This is a genomic window from Streptomyces sp. NBC_00207 (genome assembly GCF_045160965.1).
Taxonomy (GTDB): Bacteria; Actinomycetota; Actinomycetes; order Streptomycetales; family Streptomycetaceae; genus Streptomyces.
This window is the reverse complement of sequence record NZ_CP130715.1, coordinates 9,369,743-9,385,942: the sequence shown is the minus strand read 5'-3', so window position 1 is coordinate 9,385,942 and position 16,200 is coordinate 9,369,743. Positions and strand designations below refer to the sequence as shown.

Annotated in this window: 14 protein-coding genes and 4 pseudogenes; 10 read left to right on the top strand and 8 right to left on the bottom strand. The window is 70.1% G+C overall.

Features of this window, described 5'->3' with window-relative positions; all coding sequences use genetic code 11:
* Positions 1 to 376 precede the first annotated feature (376 nt).
* From OG472_RS43465 to OG472_RS43455, 3 genes are all read right to left on the bottom strand, one after another.
* Positions 377 to 760: a hypothetical protein gene (locus tag OG472_RS43465; RefSeq protein ID WP_405826964.1), complete on the bottom strand. Its 384-nt coding sequence runs from the start codon at positions 758 to 760 to the stop codon at positions 377 to 379.
* A gap of 191 nt (positions 761 to 951) precedes the next feature.
* Complete coding sequence (locus tag OG472_RS43460; RefSeq protein ID WP_405826965.1) at positions 952 to 1,326, bottom strand: hypothetical protein; 375 nt, start codon at positions 1,324 to 1,326, stop codon at positions 952 to 954.
* A 149-nt stretch (positions 1,327 to 1,475) separates the two neighbouring features.
* Complete coding sequence (locus OG472_RS43455; RefSeq protein ID WP_405826966.1) at positions 1,476 to 1,877, bottom strand: hypothetical protein; 402 nt, start codon at positions 1,875 to 1,877, stop codon at positions 1,476 to 1,478.
* Positions 1,878 to 2,304: 427 nt separating this feature from the next.
* On the opposite strand from OG472_RS43455, the gene OG472_RS43450 reads away from it, so the two are divergent.
* The 4 genes from OG472_RS43450 to OG472_RS43435 all read left to right on the top strand — a co-directional run bounded on the left by OG472_RS43450 (position 2,305) and on the right by OG472_RS43435 (position 6,442).
* Entirely contained in the window at positions 2,305 to 4,059 is a 1,755-nt protein-coding gene (locus OG472_RS43450) for an immunity 49 family protein (RefSeq protein ID WP_405940606.1), read from the top strand.
* A gap of 480 nt (positions 4,060 to 4,539) precedes the next feature.
* A complete protein-coding gene (locus tag OG472_RS43445; protein WP_401614857.1) occupies positions 4,540 to 4,815 on the top strand; it encodes an isoamylase early set domain-containing protein in 276 nt (91 codons plus the stop codon).
* 67 nt (positions 4,816 to 4,882) lie between these two features.
* Positions 4,883 to 5,263 carry a hypothetical protein gene (locus tag OG472_RS43440; RefSeq protein ID WP_405940607.1) on the top strand — a complete coding sequence of 127 codons (381 nt, stop codon included), beginning with the start codon at positions 4,883 to 4,885 and terminating at the stop codon, positions 5,261 to 5,263.
* A 168-nt stretch (positions 5,264 to 5,431) separates the two neighbouring features.
* Positions 5,432 to 6,442, top strand: coding sequence for a quinone oxidoreductase family protein (locus OG472_RS43435; protein WP_401614854.1), 1,011 nt, complete (start codon positions 5,432 to 5,434; stop codon positions 6,440 to 6,442).
* Between the two features lie 359 nt (positions 6,443 to 6,801).
* On the opposite strand, the gene OG472_RS43430 is transcribed toward OG472_RS43435, so the two are convergent.
* Positions 6,802 to 8,160 carry a DUF4157 domain-containing protein gene (locus tag OG472_RS43430; RefSeq protein WP_405940608.1) on the bottom strand — a complete coding sequence of 453 codons (1,359 nt, stop codon included), beginning with the start codon at positions 8,158 to 8,160 and terminating at the stop codon, positions 6,802 to 6,804.
* 608 nt (positions 8,161 to 8,768) lie between these two features.
* Here OG472_RS43430 and OG472_RS43425 point away from each other — a divergent pair.
* A pseudogene (locus OG472_RS43425) lies at positions 8,769 to 8,958 on the top strand (hypothetical protein); the annotation flags it as partial.
* 472 nt (positions 8,959 to 9,430) lie between these two features.
* On the opposite strand, the gene OG472_RS43420 reads toward OG472_RS43425, so the two are convergent.
* Both OG472_RS43420 and OG472_RS43415 read right to left on the bottom strand, forming a co-directional pair.
* Positions 9,431 to 9,739, bottom strand: a complete 309-nt coding sequence (locus OG472_RS43420; RefSeq protein ID WP_405826969.1) for a DUF6247 family protein — start codon at positions 9,737 to 9,739, stop codon at positions 9,431 to 9,433.
* A gap of 269 nt (positions 9,740 to 10,008) precedes the next feature.
* Positions 10,009 to 10,662 (bottom strand): annotated as a pseudogene (locus OG472_RS43415) (transposase family protein); the annotation flags it as partial.
* 366 nt (positions 10,663 to 11,028) lie between these two features.
* On the opposite strand from OG472_RS43415, the gene OG472_RS43410 reads away from it, so the two are divergent.
* Positions 11,029 to 11,394: a hypothetical protein gene (locus OG472_RS43410; RefSeq protein ID WP_405826970.1), complete on the top strand. Its 366-nt coding sequence runs from the start codon at positions 11,029 to 11,031 to the stop codon at positions 11,392 to 11,394.
* 133 nt (positions 11,395 to 11,527) lie between these two features.
* Here OG472_RS43410 and OG472_RS43405 read toward each other — a convergent pair whose 3' ends face one another.
* The gene (locus tag OG472_RS43405; RefSeq protein WP_405826971.1) at positions 11,528 to 12,298 is read right to left on the bottom strand and encodes a hypothetical protein; all 771 of its coding nucleotides are present in this window, start codon (positions 12,296 to 12,298) and stop codon (positions 11,528 to 11,530) included.
* A gap of 514 nt (positions 12,299 to 12,812) precedes the next feature.
* A pseudogene (locus OG472_RS43400) lies at positions 12,813 to 13,123 on the bottom strand (transposase family protein); the annotation flags it as partial.
* Between the two features lie 233 nt (positions 13,124 to 13,356).
* Here OG472_RS43400 and OG472_RS43395 point away from each other — a divergent pair.
* From OG472_RS43395 to OG472_RS43380, 4 genes and pseudogenes are all read left to right on the top strand, one after another.
* Positions 13,357 to 13,766: pseudogene (locus tag OG472_RS43395) on the top strand (spore-associated protein).
* A 299-nt stretch (positions 13,767 to 14,065) separates the two neighbouring features.
* On the top strand, positions 14,066 to 14,902 hold the full coding sequence (locus tag OG472_RS43390) for a helix-turn-helix domain-containing protein (protein ID WP_405826972.1): 837 nt from the start codon (positions 14,066 to 14,068) through the stop codon (positions 14,900 to 14,902).
* 82 nt (positions 14,903 to 14,984) lie between these two features.
* Positions 14,985 to 15,455 (top strand): cupin domain-containing protein, encoded by a 471-nt coding sequence (locus OG472_RS43385; RefSeq protein WP_405826973.1) that lies wholly within the window; start codon positions 14,985 to 14,987, stop codon positions 15,453 to 15,455.
* Positions 15,452 to 16,171: an SGNH/GDSL hydrolase family protein gene (locus OG472_RS43380; RefSeq protein ID WP_405826974.1), complete on the top strand. Its 720-nt coding sequence runs from the start codon at positions 15,452 to 15,454 to the stop codon at positions 16,169 to 16,171. The genes OG472_RS43385 and OG472_RS43380 overlap by 4 nt, the downstream gene beginning before the upstream one ends.
* The last annotated feature ends 29 nt before the right edge of the window (positions 16,172 to 16,200 follow it).

Sequence of the window (16,200 nt, the reverse complement as noted above, 5' to 3'; positions counted from 1 at the left end):
GCCCCACCCCCGTGGAGGGAGGGGAACGTTGGTCCGGCGCCGCTGTTACCCCTCGGACACCTACGACGACGAGTGGGCCCTGATCGAACCGCTCCCTCAAGTAGGAGCGATGACAATGAACCCCGTCATGTCACCGAAAGGCGTGACTTGACGGGAGAGACCCCCCCGCCAGTGGAGGCAGCCAACGACCATCCACGAGTGCGGGGCAAAATCACCCTCCGGCTCCATCTGCTCCTCCCGACCGGACCCTCCCCGCGGGGCGCGGGGTCGACCTCGGCCACTGCCCAGTGCTCCGGGGGTGGAAGCGTTTGACCTGGCCCGGTGCGCCCTTCCGGCACCTCGCGAAATCAGCCACGCTGGGGTGAGCGCGGAAAGCTCAGCCGAACCGCCGACATCGGCCCATGCGTTGGGTAAGGCGCCAAGCGCCGTAGCGAACAGCACTCAACGACCACAGCGACGACCAATAGACGGAGAAGCTCATAAAGAACAGGATCGCCACACCGAGCACATCACCGACGGCGGCCGATGGCTGAATTTTGAACAGTAAGACAAAAATCAGCGCAGCCGCGACCAGAGAGGCTGCAGGTGCACACACCGCCAGTACCTTCCATACACGACCGCCGCGCGTGACCAACCGTTCAAACCCAAAGGCAACAGGAAAAACGAGAAGACTTGCGGCAAACCCCACACCAGCGGCAACCAGAACGACTTTGGCGTAATCCCTGGCGATAAAGTCATCGTCAATGAAAAAGACTGCCACAATCGGTAGGGTAACGACCATGAATGCCAATACGATGACTGCTGTCGTAATGGCGATGGACAGTGAGTGCCGAAGGACCGCCCACCCTCGAGACTCAGGATTATAGACAGGTGCGGGGTTTTCGAAGGCGGCGGTGACGTGTGGATTCGTCGGGGGTTCGCCAGGCAAAATTCACTCCTTCACGCTGGGTCTCACAGTCCCTGACGCATCCGCCCGCCTCCGCGGTTGCTGCGGGACGGGCCGACGGGCCGGTCCGGTCCGGCGGTGGCGGAGCGGGGCGCGGGCGAGTACACCGGTACGGGCCCCGCGGGCAGCAGGCCACGGCCCGCAGTGCGCGTCACCCGGCCGGTGCACGGCTTCGGGCCCGTCCCCAGCGGGCGGCTGCCGGTCAGGCTTGCCACCTCGCACAGCAGCACGGCCACCTCCGCGGCTGCTTTCGCCTGCGCCCGCAACTCCTGCGCCCGGTGCCAGGAACCGGCCGCCTCCACCGCCTCCACGAGCACGATCAGCAGCGTCAGCACCACCGCGGCGCCGCCGCCCCGGCCCGCGAGCGGCGCATGCTCCAACGCCCGCGCCGACTACCGCCAGCCCGCGCGGGCGCGGCCTCCAGACAACGGCACCGGGAGCGCGGGCGGCCTGCTCGAAGGCATCGGCCGCCGCCCGGACACGGTCGCGGACCAGGGCCGGGGAGTGGGTGGCGGCCACCGCCAGGAGGTCACCGAGCGCGAGCGACGTCACTGGCGCCGGAGGCTTGTCCGGCGCGGCCCAGGAGTGCGGACGCCTCCCGGATCCGGTGCCCGGCCAGCGCCCAGTCCGCGGGGGCGACGTGCGGAAAGAAGCGCTCACGGACCCACGGCAGCGACAGGTCGTAGGCGAGCGTCGAACCCGCGAACCACACCGGGCGGGAGCTGCAGACCGCTCGGTCACCAGGCAGCGCGGCCGCGTACCCGACCAGGGCGCCGTCATCGCCCGGGCGCTCGCGGACGCGCAGTCCGGTGTCGCGGAGGCGCTCCAGGAAACCCGCGTCGCCCTGCGCGAGCGCGGCCGCGGTCCGGACAGTGCGCTGCAGGGACTCCCGGGCGGTCTCGACCAGGCCGCGACAGGCGGCCTTCTCCACCTCGCCGTGGAATGGGCCGGCCGATCAAAGCCCTCATAGTCGCGTAAGTCGACTTACGCGACGCCGGTAGAGCGGCCTGAGGCCGAGCTCGGAGCGTGGCACGCGCCCGCGCACCGGCCGGCGTACCGGCAGCCGCACAGCTGGGTGAACGCGCATGGCGCGGCCGACCGGGGAGGAAGCGGACCACCCTCACGTGTCACACAGGGAACCGACAGGGCTCCCCGGTGCGCTGGTTCGTATGCCGAGGCGGCTGGCGATGCCCAGCGGGTCAGAGTGCTCCGGGGACTGGGCAGGCCGTGAGAAGCAGTCGGGCGCGGTTCCGGAGGGCTTCGTCCTCCCGGAGCTCACCGGACCATCCCCGCGGGCGCGGGGTGGACCAACCGCGGGCCTAGGCTGGACGCAGAGATTCGATCAAGGAAGCAGGGTAGTGCGAATAGAGCGTCACCAGGTGGGCGGCGCCGTCGTGTCGGCGGCACTCGAGGACTTCACGAACCGCATCGGGGGTCAGGTGCGGTCCATGTCGAGGGGCGGCCGGATGGCCACCTACGAGTGGCAGTCGATCGCCGACGAGTTCCTCGACTACCTGGGCGCCCTGTCCGTCGAGACGCCCGGTCTCGACACCGCGGAGGCCAAGATCGCCCTCAAGGACGCCTCCGAGGCCGCGGCCGGCGCCGTCGCGTACGCGGCGTACCACCCGCACTGCGGCTTCAACGTCTTCCTGGAGTACGTGAACTTCGGTATGAGCTACGACCCGGGTGATGACGCACCCGAGGAGAGCGTCACGCCTGGGGAGTGGATCGACGCGCTCTGCCTGTCGGCCCTCAGGGACAAGGCCAAGTGGCACGGCGAGGAATTCACCTTCGCCCGGCAGAAGTTCGCCGAGCAGGCGAAGGGAACGCCCGCTGGCGAGCTCGCCACGGGGTTGACGGCCGTGGCCCTGGACGACGCCGGCGACGGCGAGTACCCGCCGAGCACGCAGGCCAAGCTGGCCGCCGTCGACGCGGCCCTGGACCGGATCCGTACCCGTGCGGCGGAGACGGGCGAGCCCCTCCTGGACCAGCCGAACGGCCTGGCGCTGCGGACGCTGCGGACGCTGGCCGCCGAGGACCGCCCGGGCTTCGACGCCGCACTGGCCGAACTCCTGGTCAGGCACAGCGCTCTGCACGGTCCGGCGGACTCCCCGAGCAGCCTGCTCCCGCTCGTGCCCATCGCCCTGGCCGCGATCGCGTACCGGACCCTGGGCTGGGCACCGGCTGTTCGCACCGACTACCTCCCGCACGCGCTGGTCACCGGCTTCGAGAGCCGGGGGCCGCGAGTCGGAGGGCTCGGCCGGAACCGGCGTCCGGACGCGGTCGCCGCGCTCGCCGCGGGCCCGCTGGTCGTGGAGCGGCCCGCCTGTGAGCGCGAGGGGATCGCACGGATCGAGGCCATGTACGAGGAACACCTCCACGAAGCGTTCGCTCCCGTCGACGGCAAGCCCCTTGCTGTCTGGCATCTGGGCAGCGTGCTGGAGGACCAGCAGCGCCTGTTCCAGTGGCGGGCGGGAAATCCCGGCGACGTTGCGGACGCCCAGCTCGCCACTCTTCGCATGGCCTCTCAGATGGGGGCGGCCCTGTTCCGCATCGCGCTCGCGGAGCCGGACACCGAGGTTGAGGTGTCCATCGGCGGGCGCACCCTGCGCTACCCCGCCAAGCGGGGCAGGGAAGCCGGTGCCGGGTACTGGCAGGCGGCCACCGCCTTCGCCCTGATCACCGGCGCACGCGAGGACCTCGCCCCGCTGGTCCTCACCGGCCCCACCTTCGCCCGCCCGGACGGCTCCGCCTTCACCGCGTACCGCGAGGCCCTCCACGCCTATCTGAAGGGCGCCGACCCCGAAGCGGCCGCGCAGCGGGCGCTTCACGAAGCCGAGAAGGCCAAGGACTGGGGCTTCGCGATGCCGCCGGCCGTGCTGCTCTCTCAGCTGGTGGAGGGCGACGAGGAGAGCTTCAACCTCGCTCTGGCCGACGCGCTGGAAGCCCACCGCGCGTACTACGAGGTCGGCGACCGCTCCGACTATCCGGAGGTCTCCGTCAACCTCGACGTCCTCGCGCTGGCCTGCCACGCCCGCCGTCGCGGCTGGAACATCCGCGTCGAATCCCCCTACCTCCCGCAGGACCTCCTGCGAGCCGCCGAACCCTGCTAGGCCGTTTGCTGACCAACGTCGCCATCGCGGAACTGGGCGGACCGTTCCCCACCGACATGCCCAGCTGGCTCTGGTAGATGAGGCCCAAGAACTGTCCCTCGGCACGCCGTGCGCCACCGCGCCGGTCTTCCAACCAGTCACGCTTCGGGAAGCCTTCCGTCCTCGGCTCATACACGATCTTGTCGTGAAAGCCTTCTGACACATCCGAGTCAGCCGCTTACGCTCGCCAGCAGGTTCGCCGGACCCTGGCAATCGCCACCAGCAGCGACCTCAGCTGTGACGAGCAGGGGAACAGCGATGCCGTCACGGACACTCAGCGGGCCGTTCCCGACGGGAGGCCGGTGTGACACGCGTGCGTGGGTCCCGGCGTGCCGTGTGTGGCGGGCGGGTGACCCAGCGGCGCCGTCAGCGTGAACCGCTCAGGCACTGCACCGAGCATGGTCCCGTAACTCCGGTCCCCCTGTCTGTCAGGAGCCTTTCGTGCTGGAACGCGCCCTTCGCAAGAACACGGCCACGGTCACCTTCGTCCTTCCCGCCGGCATGCCTCCGGCGGAGGTGAGCGTGGTCGGTGACTTCAACGACTGGCGTCCCGGAGTCCATCCCCTGACCCCGCGCAAGGACGGCAACCGGGCAGTCACCGTGGACCTGCCCACAGGCCGCAGCCACTCCTTCCGCTACCTCGCCGCCGGCGGCCACTGGTTCAACGAGGAGGCCGCCGACGGCCAGGACGGCCCCAACAGCCTCATCCACACCTGAACACCGCCCTACGGACCCTTCACCCCCGGGCGCGGAAAGCCATGCGCTGCCGTTCCAGGGTCGCGCCATGAATGATCAGGGCGAGGAACTACTGGCCCGCGTCCGCACGGTGCTGTCCGACGCCGGCTTCGAGGAAATCGCCCCCGGCTCCGAAGGCGTGCACCTGATCCGGCACGCCCGCGGAGTCATGGTCGGCTGGCTACCCGAAGACACCAGCCCACCTCCCCGGCGGCGCGGCCCCCACCGCCGCCGCCCCTCGCCCCACGATCTGCCCGGACTCCGGCACGCCTTCGGCCTCGCCATGGCCGCAGCACTCCGCGCAGCCGGCCTGACCGTGGAGACCCGCGGCGATGAATGGCTCCTGGTCCTCTTCGACCACCCCGCCGGCCCCCCCACCCCCGAAGGTGGCGGGGCCGGCGGGCTGAGAGCGTCTACGGGGCGGGGGTGACCTCCACGTCGGTGCCGCCGCAGCCGGCAGCGATGTCCAGCAGCCGGTCCCGCTCCAGCTCGTCCACCGCGAGGTTCTCAGCTCTCGGCGGGGGCGGCGGGCTGGTCTTGCCGGGAATCGGATCGCCATCAACGGGGTTGGTGGGGGATGAGCCGATATTGGAGGGTCATGCGAGCGATTCAGGTGTACGAAGTGGGCGGTCCCGAGGTGCTGCAGGAGGCCGAGGTGGACCAGCCGCGGCCGGGTCCGGGCGAGGCGGTCGTGGAGGTCGCCGCATCCGGGGTCAACTTCCTCGACGTCTACCACCGCGAAGGCCGGTACAGCCTCCCGCTGCCCTTCACCCCGGGCGCTGAGGGCGCCGGCACGGTCGTCGAAGTTGGACCCGGCGTCGCTGACGTCGCAGTCGGGGACCGGGTCGGTTGGGTGGAGATTCCCGGCACGTATGCCGAGCGGGCCGTCGTGGACTCCTCCCGGCTGGTGCCGCTGCCCGACGATATCGGCTTCGAGACAGCCGCCGCCGTGCTCCTGCAAGGCATGACCGCGCACTATCTCGTCAAGGACGCCTACCCGGTTCAGGGGGGCGACACGGTGCTCGTGCATGCGGCTGCTGGTGGCATGGGGCTGCTTTTGACCCAGCTCATCACCCATCTCGGCGGCAGGGTGATCGGCACGACGTCGACCACGGCGAAGGCCGAGCTGGCGAAGCGTGCCGGGGCCGCTGAGGTGATCCTTTCCTCCGCAGTCGACGATCTCGCAGCCGAGGTGAGGCGGCTCAACGGCGGTCAGGGACTGCCGGTTGTCTTCGACGGCGTCGGCGCGCACACCTTCGATGCGAGCCTCGCCAGCCTGCGAACCCGCGGCCATCTCGTGCTCTTCGGCGCGGCAAGTGGTGCCGTGCCGCCGTTTGATCCGATTCGGCTCGCCCACGGCGGTTCGCTGACCCTGATCCGGCCCAGCCTCGGGGACTTCATCGCCGATCGGTCCGAACTGCTCCGACGGGCCGCCGATGTGTTCGAGTGGGTGCGCTCCAAGGCGCTTGAGGTCACCGTAACGGGCCGCTACGCGTTGTCCGAGGCCGCCCAGGCCCACAGCGATCTGGAGGCTCGGCGTACCACCGGCAAGCTGCTCGTCGTACCCGATGCGGCCGCTATTGGACGCCGCGGGGAGACGCAGAGCTGATCGCGGGTGACGAGGTCGGGGATCTTGGAGACTGAGATGTCGAGGGCGTGGCCGACCGTCATCGCCAAGATCCCCGACAGCGTCAGGCACTCAGCAGGCCAAGATCAAGTTCTGGCGGGTTTCTGGCGTATCCGGGTCACACCCCTTCAAGATCCCTCAGCCGAGGCCTGGCTCACCCGTCCACAGCCTCCCGGGACAGAACACCTAGTCGCTGCGCGACGACTACCCCTTGCCCTTGAGTCCGTTGCGCCTCTTCCGGCCCGACCCGCGCGTCTTCCTTCACAGCCTGGCGCGGTTGCCCGAGGTTCGGCGGGCGTGGTTGCGCGGGCTTCACGGGCGGGTTCGGGCGGTCTCCTGGCCTAGGCGACGTTCGGGTTGGCCGGCTGTTCTGAGCCCGCCGTCACCCGGCGGCCCTTGCCGCGCTTGACGAGGACCACTGTCTTCATGGTGACCCCCGGGTAGTTCGGGGTGTAGTACGCGCCCGTCCAGTAGTCGTGGAAGGAGGCCACCGTGCCGATCGTGTACGTCATCGGGTTCGCGGACGTCTGGCCGCTTCCGGCGAAGGCCTCCATCGTCACCGTGTCCTGGCCGTCCATGCCCACCACCGCTGCGGCGTGGTACTGCGACATGATCTGCTCCCCGGGGTTCATGGCGAGCATCAGGTAGGACTGTCCCACCACCGGGCTGGCGTCGCGGTCCGTCGCCCCCTGGAAGTCGCCTGCGCGGTCGCGGTTCTGCTCGTCCGACATGCCGAAGGCCTTGAGCCCGGCGCTCGTACGGACGTTGCTGTTCGCGCCGTCGGCCAGCTCTCCGACGGCGTTGTGCATGATCTCCTCCGCCGTGTGGAGGCAGTCGTCCAGGATGTTCCGCGCCAGCTCGTGCTCCTGGTACAGCTCCGTGCCGCCGAAGAGGGCCTGCTGCGCCGTGCTTGTCGGGCGCAGGGCCGGGGAGTAGGACCCCGCGGGCGCGTTGACGCGGATCCAGATCGACGTGGCGTCGTCGCTCGGGACGGCGAAGACGCCGTTCGCCGAGACCGTCATGTGCTGCTGGTTCGGGCCGGCCTGGGCCGCCCAGCGCTGGACCGACCTCTGGGCCGCCCCCTGGTCGGCCCGGCCCGCCTCCTGTGCGTGCTGCTCGGTCCTCGGCGCCGCCCCGCTCATGGCGCGGCGCGCGTTGCTCTCCGCCTCCCGCTCGAAGCGGTCGGAGGGGTCGGAGACCCGCAGGCCCGCTCCGTTGTCCGTACCCGCCACGGGGCCCTGGCGCTGCTGGATCACGTGGGTGAGTTCGTGGGCGAGCGTGAGCTTGTCGGCGCCGCCTTCCCCGATCACCACGTGGTTCCCACTGGTGTACGCCCGAGCGCCCACCTCGGCTGCCGATGCCTTCGCCGCGCTGTCGTCGTGGATGCGGACGTCGGAGAAGTCGGCGCCCAGCCGGCTCTCCATGTCCGCGCGCGTGCTGCCATCCAGCGGCCTGCCGCCGGCCCGCACCACGTCGTGGACGGCCGAGCGCTGGACCGGCGCCTCCTCCGCCTCGTGGCCGCACCCCGCACCGTGCCGGTGCGGCTGCTGCTTCAGACGCTGGGCGACCACCGCGTTCCCCACCGTCGCCTGCAGCCCGAGGAGCCCGGAGGCCTGTGCGGGTGGTGCGGTGACCGGCCTGCGGACCGTCGACCGGGGGTCCTCGGTGGCGTTCGACCTGACCTTCGCGTGGTCCTGCACTGGCGCTTCCTTCGTCGGAGAATCGGAGCCGTGCGTGATGCCTGTGTCCTGCGTACGTCTCGCGTACGTCCTTGTCCTGGATACGCCGGGCGACCCCGCGGACGCCAGGTACCCGAGGGCAGACTCGACCGGCCGTGAGGGCAGTCTCAGTTCCTCCTGAAGAACTCGACCTCCACCGGCGCCACATGACGGCCCGGGGTGAGCCCCGCCGCCTCACGGATCACCAGCCGCACCGACACCACGTCGCTGTACCCCGTCTGGATCGTCTGCGGGCCCGGCTTGCCGGCGAGGGTGAGCCCCTTCGTCCGTACGGTGCCGTCCGCCGGCCGTCACCACCAGGTCGAGTTCGCGGGTGTCCCCGGCCGGCCCGCGCCACCGCCCTGGTCGCCCTCGCCCAGGACCTCCCCCCAGCGGTCCTCGGACCGATGCTCGGCCTCCACCCCGTCACCGCAGCCCAATGGCGACAGCGAGCCGCCACCGACTGGACCGCCTACCTCGGAGTTCTTGTCGATCACCCGAGGCCTGACGGTACGACGGGCTGACTACCTGGTCGTAAAGGTCGGTTGTGAGCCTGGTACGACGGCTCGTCGAGCTAGAGAAGAGGCGACGTGACTACTCTTCTGACACCCGCGACCCCGCTGACCGGTGCGATCGTTGCGGCGCCCAGGCATATCTGCGCGTCGTCCTGCTGAGCCGGGGTGAACTGCTCTTCTGCGCCCACCGCGGTCGCAAGATCGGGCCGGAACCGCGGAAATACAGGGTGGGACCGAGCGGCTCACGGTGACCGTGTCGGCAGCAGGTTCAGGAGGAGCAGCACGCAAGGGCTCCAGGTCCCAGTCCATCGCCAGGACCGCTTGCCGTTGGCCGCCGGGATCCAGGCGGTGTTGGCCAGCGCCATGATGCGGCCCGTGCCGCCCTTGTACGCGTAGAAGGTGTGATGTGCCCGTGACGGCCGTCCCTGCTGTCACGCACTGAGCATCGTCGCCGCGGTACCGCCGCGGCGGCCAGGATCTAGCCGAGCCAGACGATGTCCAGGACGGACAGGTGCCGCAGCGCCCGGTTGGCGAAGTAGATGACGGGCAGGCGGCCGGCGGACGCGATCCGGACGTCTTCGCCTTCGGGGTCGTCGGGGTCCCACTGGCGGAAGCCCCATGGGTCGGCCGCGGCGGCGTCGAGGAGGTCCCAGACCGTCTCTTCGGCGTGCTCGGGGAGTTCGCGGCGAGGACCTTCGCGGCCGGGGTCGAGAGGCGGACCGCGTACGGGGGCAGGCTCACCGGCGCCGCCGGCCGCGCAGCTCGGCCATGTCCATGAACCCGGACCCGTCGTGGCCGGACTCCACGAATCCGTCGACCGCGGGGGCGGAGGCGAGCCGGGCCTGCCAGACGTGGACGACCTCGTAGAGGGTGTTCAAGGAGAAAGTCCGGCGCGACTCCTCCAACGCGGACGCCCACTCCCGCTCGAAGGCCGGCACCCACCGCTCGGCGCGCCGATCGGCCCGGAGCTGGGCGAGGAGTTCGGCCGGCGCCCCGGGTGCGGGCGCGTACGGGGCGGCGGGGGTGTGGTCGGGCTGGGCGCTCATCGGCTCCTCCTCGGCGGAGTGCTACCGCCACGTAGAACGACGGGAGCCGGGCCGTGAAGGTCCGGGCGGACGAGGAAGTCCGAACTGCCGTCCCGGGCACCCGCGGCGCAGCGGCCCTCTTCGCCGGGTACAGCGGGGTATCGCGCGTTCGGGCGAGCTCGGCGTGCGCACTGTACGAGCCGGGCGCAGTCTGTCCGCGCCGGGCAGCCACAGCGGCGGCCCACGGACGAAGGAGGCGTCATGGCCGACAAGCCGGATGAGACAAAGGTGTGCTCGACGCGGGCGCGGACCCGTCGGTGTTCGGCGTTGTCCTCCTCCTGGCCGCGCAGGAGGGGACGTCCGGCTCGTCTGCGGTGCGGGACGATCAGGCCGGTGCCCAGGTAGGCGCCGTCCGCGATGACCGTCGTCCCGGCCGCCGCGGCTGGCAGACCGGACTCACGCCAGACGTGGGTGTCGACCTTGTTCCCCGGGGCCGGGCGGGCGCTCGCGACGACCAGGCGGGTTTCGGCGTCGATGATGACCTGCACGTTCGCCGAGAACCGGTAGTTCCTCGATGAGGCGCCGACCGTACGGTCCCGGACCGGGATCAGGGTTCCGTCCACGATCCACAACCGGTCCGCGTCGGCGACCGGCCTCGGGGCCGGCTCCAGCGCCAGCAGCGGCCGCAGGCGCTGGATCACCCGGCAGACCGCGGCCGGGGAGATCCCGAACAGCGGTGCGAGCTGCCGCATCGTGAGGTTCCTGTGGTAGTAGGCCGCCACCAACAGGACTCGGTCAGCCAGCCGCAGGCACCAGGGCCGGCCACCACCGGTCCCGTTCCCGCCGCGCTCCCGCACCACGTTCACCAGCCTCGCGAACCGGTCCATCCGCAAGCCGGTGAACGTCTCCACCCCCACCGACTCAGCCCGCAACACCCCACCCATGCAGGCAAAATGCCCAAACCTGAGCCTTCTGGAACACCCTTTGGGCCGAGGAGGATGGGTTCGGTGAGGCGGGAGGCCATCTCGATGTAGGTGCCGGCGGTGGTCAGGTCCTGGCCGGCTACGTAGGCCCAGATAGAGAAACGGTTGTAGCCGGATTCCGGGAGCGACCGCGGGCGGCTGCTCTGGGAAATGTCGACGAGAAGCAGGAACAGGGTTCTGCGCGTTGCAGGCCGAGGCCGATACGAAGGGCCCCACCTGGCAAGCCGTTGAGGCTTCTGATCTTGCCGGACACCCATTCCTTCCATGGCATCCCCGACTACGCTTGCCATGGTCACGGCCAAGATCGAACGAGGGGGGGGTACACCCATGCCGTACGAGACCGGCGCCAAGGTGAAGCTGACCAGGGATGTGCAGCTCACCGCAAACGACACGGCGGCCAGGATCGGCTTCCCCGGTCCGCTGTGCCTGGCCGAGGGCTTGCAGGGCATCGTCACGGGCTCGGCAAAGGAAGCCAGCGGCGTGGCCCAGGACGGGCTCGCGGAATTCGAACGGCGAGTCCGCGGCGTCCAGTTCGATGGCCACACGGCCGGCCTGATCGACAGTCTCCGTCAGCAGATCATCCGGCACGGAGGGCTCGACGCCGGAGTCGGCGCTCAGATCAGATACAAGGTGCGCTTCGAGAACGGGTTTGTTCTGGGCGGTCTTGAAGAAGGCTGGCTGACCGAAGCCTGAGTACCTGCCACCGCGCCCCCGCCGGCTGACGGGGGCGTCGCGGTCTCTGGAGCCCTTCTCACCAGCCTCGCCCGAATGGCGGACGGAAATCGGCGAAGAAGCCTCACCGGCCACCGTGCCGGTGCGGTCCTCCTCAGCCCGGGTATGCGATCGAGCCCAGCGGCGGGCAGGGAATGAGCATGGTGCCGGCGCCGGGACGTTCGACGAAAGCCCGGGCCTCGGCGGCCCGCAGGCGCTGGGAATCCAACTCGTCGGCGTCCCAGGCGTCGCGCCTAGCACGGGCGTAGTCCCACGAGTCGTCAATCAGACTGAGGCTGGTATTGCCGGAGCTGCGCTGGAACTCCGCCTTCAAGGCTGCCTGTTGGAGTGCGGTCTGGGTCGCCGCGAGGTCGATGCGGGTGATCAGGACGCCGAGGGTGTTCGGTTCCCGGGTCGGCATGGGGGCCTGCGGAAGCGGGGACACCCCCGTGTCGAGACGGCCGATGTTGTCAACGGCCGCTGTCTGGGCGTCCCGCACCATGAGCTGCGTTTCCTGGTGCAGCCAGAAGAACTCGTCGAGGTCCGCCTGAGTGATGCGCATCCGCTGGTACAGGGCCCGGAAGCGGGGATCGTCGTGCAGCGGACGCAAGGGAGCGACGTGAAGCGCCACGCAGTCGTTGTAACCGGCTGCCACCGCGGCGTCGAGGTGGAAGATTCCCTGGTCCGCCTCTCCGCGTAGGACGGCCATGACGCCGAGGCTCGAGTGGCCGGCGGCGACGAGCCACGTGCCGTCGGGGCCGAGCGCCGTGGCGCGCGCGACGACGTCGTGGAAGCCCGCGGTGCCCACCGCGGCGGGACCATTGGTCATGGCCTCAACCAGCAGTTCGTGAACACGGGCGGCCAGTGAGTTGACGGTGTCGACCATGGATCTCCTCGAACCTCGGTGGTGAAGAGCGTAACGGGTGTTGATTCTCTGGCAACTCCCGTGAACATGACGGGCGGACGGGGTGAGCGGTTCCTGCCCGGGCCGGGCCGTGGCCACGAGTGGCATCGGCGTCTGGGCCTGCTCGACCGCCGCGTCGCTCTTGGCAGACAGCCGAGTCCACGCTCACGTCCCAGCAGGTCGGTCCATCTCGTCGCCCCCGGCGGTCAGCAGCAGTCGCATCGGGGTCGCGCAGGACTCGCAGTAGATGGCCATCGGCCCCGTCGAGGCCCGGCGTGGGCGAGACCCACGAAGGGCACCGGTCCTTCCTCCTGGGGTGGCTGGCCCGGGCGCATGGCCGGCTCCGCGGCGATTCGCCCGCGGTCCGGGCGATGCGGATCTCGTCCGGGGCGCAACCCTCAGCTTCGCGCTGGTGGGGCTCGTGGCGGACCGGCCACATGTCGCTGTCCGGCCACAGCACTGGCCCGCCGACATGACTGAGCCTTTTCCAGCCTCGGTTTGAGCAGGTGAGGTGGAGGGTGAGGACGGCTTGGACGAGGCCGGTGATCCGGGTTGTCGAGCATCGCAGCTTGCGTAGTAGCCGCCAGGTCTTGGGGGTGGCGATGGCGGGTTCGACCAGGGCTCGGATCTTGGCCTGCGAGCGGTTCACGGCCTGCTGGCCACCGCGGGAAAGGTTCTCCCAGCGGCCTCGGTAGGGCACACAGCCGGGCCCGCACCCTGGTAGCCCTTGTCCGCCCAGCAGTTGACGTCTGCTGCGGCGAGGGCGGTGAGGATGCCGTGTCCGCGTGCGGCTCGGATGTGGTGAAGCCGATCCACGCGATCACATCGCCAACCCGGACATCTGCGCGGAGCCCGCGCTGGCCGGAGCGCGTCGTCGAAGCCGACGGACGGCAACGCACCGAAGGCCGACACCAGACGGTGCCGGCCAGGCGCTGGGCGGGCGCGGGCCAACGCGCTCGCCGGTTTCCTGCGGTTCGGGCTTGCGACCAGTCGCCGTCAGGAGGACACCGCCGTCATCCGGTCGGTGTCGTCGCTGCGCACTGTCTACTGATGGGGCACGGGCCGCAACCGGGCGGGGACTAATACTGGGCTCCGCCGGCCCTCGCCGGCCTGCCGCCGGGGGCGCAACGTCCCGCGGCCTGCAGCCCGCGGCCGCCATCGGCTCGCTGGGCACCGTCTACCTGACGTACAACGCCTCGAACGGCAAGAACTGCGTCGCGACCATCCGCAACAATCCGGGTGCGGCCGTGGACATGGCCCTCTGGATCGAAGTTCCCGAAACCTGGGGGGCGAGGACTACGGCCGGTACACGTCGTACGCGGGCCCGGCCTACGTGTACGGCAAGGGCCACTGCGTCGACTGGGGCGGGGGCATCAGCAACGTGCACGTGCAGGTGTACAACTCCAACTGTGGCGCGCTCAAGGAACACCGGGTCACCGAGGTCCGCTGACCCGAGCTCCTCCTGACCGCGGCGTTCCGTGCCGTCGTGCGGTCGTCGGGGGCAGGATCTGCGACCCGCCCACCGCACGGAAACCGCCGCGGTCCGGCTCGCCCCGGCAGACTCGCCGAGTTCTGCCGGGGCGGGGGTCCCTGATAGGCCCTGTTCTCGTTTAGCTACGGCCAACGGGCATGTAGCGCTGCGTGACGGGGTGCCGGTAAGAACCGCGTCACCGTCACCAGCCGCAAACGGCGGTGATCAGTCCTTGGATGGTGATCTTCCTGGGCTGGGCGGCTCGTACACTGACGAAAATGGAGGACCACACGGCCACCGGGATCGGTGCACGTCCGGCGCCCGTCTTGCGGCAGTACGTCGACTCGTATGTCGGCTTCGACCTCCGCGGGCTCCCGACGGGGGTGCACTGCGGCCCGCCGGGCCGCGCGCTCACTGCGGTGATCAGCCTGTCAGATCCTTTGGAGGTGGCGGCGGGCGTTGACGACGGGTCACCGGTCACCCGATTCGGCAGCGTGGCCGGCGGTCTGATGTGCCGGTCCGTCGCGATTCACCACGACGGACGCCAGCAAGGTGTTCAGGTATCGCTGACACCGCTCGGGGCCCGGGCCATCTACGGCATGCCGTCCGCCGAGCTCGCCCACCGACTGGTCCCGCTTGACGAGCTTCTCGGAGCGCTTGCCGTCGAGCTGGTCGACCGGCTCCGATCGGCGACGACATGGGCGGCGCGGTTCACCGCGCTGGATGAATTGCTGCTCCGGGCTGTCGGTCGTGGCGCCTGCGGCGACCATGTGCGCTGGGTGCGCCCGGAGGTAGCCGAGGCGTGGCGCCGCCTCGTCGCCGCGCGGGGTTGCGTCCAGGTTGGTGCGGTCGCCGCGGAACTCGGCTGGAGCCGTCGGTACCTCACCGAGCGGTTTCGCGGTGAGGTGGGCCTGTCGCCGAAGACCTTCGCCCGAGTCTTGCGCTTCGAGCACGCGCACGAACTGGCGGCGGTGCAGGACCCGCTCCCGTGGGGCGATGTGGCAGCCGTCTCCGGCTACGCCGACCAGGCCCATCTCGTTCGGGACTGGCGCGAGTTCACGGGCCGATCGCCGACGGCCTGGCGTCGCAGCGAAGTCCTCCTCGGAGCTGGGTAGCCGCCACCCGTCTGCCCTTCGCGTCGGCTTCTCTTCCCTTTTCTTCAAGACCGCCCGATCGCTGTCGTGGACGATCGTCGGCATGAGACTCGTCAACCACGAACGCAATGCCATGGACCTGCGGACCACCCCCGTGCACCTCGGACTGGGATCGAGAGCGAAACCCGTCGCGGGCTTCACCTGGGACCCGGAGGTGCTCCAGGCCTACAGCGCCGCGGTCGCGGCAGACGGCGCCGAGGGCCGGATGGTGATGATCTTCGACGGCGACGGGCTCGGCGACCATTGGGAGAGCCACCCTGCAGGCGACGAACTGGTCGTTTGCCTCAGCGGGTCCGTGACGGTCACCCGCGACGTGGACGGGGTGCCCGACCGCGTTCTGCTCGGGCCGGGCGAGGCCACCATCAACCCGGCCGGGGTATGGCACGTGGTCGACATGGAGGGGCCGACGTCCATCCTGGCCATCACTGCGACCCTCGGCACCGACCACCGTCCTCGGACCGGCACCCGCCCGACCGAACGCGTCGGCACGCCCAGCCCGGAGGAAGCGCCGTGACGACACGCATCGCGTGCCTCGGCGACAGCCTCACCCGCGCGCAGTTCAGCGTCGACTACCTGGATCCACTCGGACGACGCCACCCTCCCGGTGACGTGCAGCTTGCCCGTTTCGGCGCCAACGGCGACTTCGCCTACAACCTCTTGCAGCGCCTCGATGCCGTCGTCACGAACCCACCCGAAGTGATCACCGTGTTGATCGGGACCAACGACGCCCGAGCGAGCCTTGCCGGCTACCCCGTCGAGCAGGCCATGAAGCGCAAACAGCTCCCCGATCGCCCGTCGGCCGGCTGGTTCCAACAGTGCCTGGGAGCCGTCGTCGCACGGCTGCGAGCGGAGACCGACGCGACGATCGGTCTGCTGTCGCTACCGGTACTCGGCCAACAACTCGACGGAGCAGCGGCACAGGCATCGCAGGCGTACAGCCGGATGATCGCCGAGGTCGCCGCCACCAACGAGGTGGCCTACCTTCCGCTCCACGAACGCCAGATCGAGGAACTGCGCCAAGCGGACCCGTCGCCGATTTCATACCGGGAGGTGACGCCCGCAGCGGTCGTCGGCGTCCTCGTCCAGCACGCAGTGCTGCGCCGCAGCCTCGACACGATCTCGCGGCGGCGAGGTCTCGTGCTCACGACCGACCACATCCACCAGAACAGCCGCGGCGCCGCCCTTATCGCTGAGGTCATCGACGCCGGTTTGCTGACCCAGAGCGCGTAGCTGGTTCCGGCGCCCGGCCAGTCGGATGC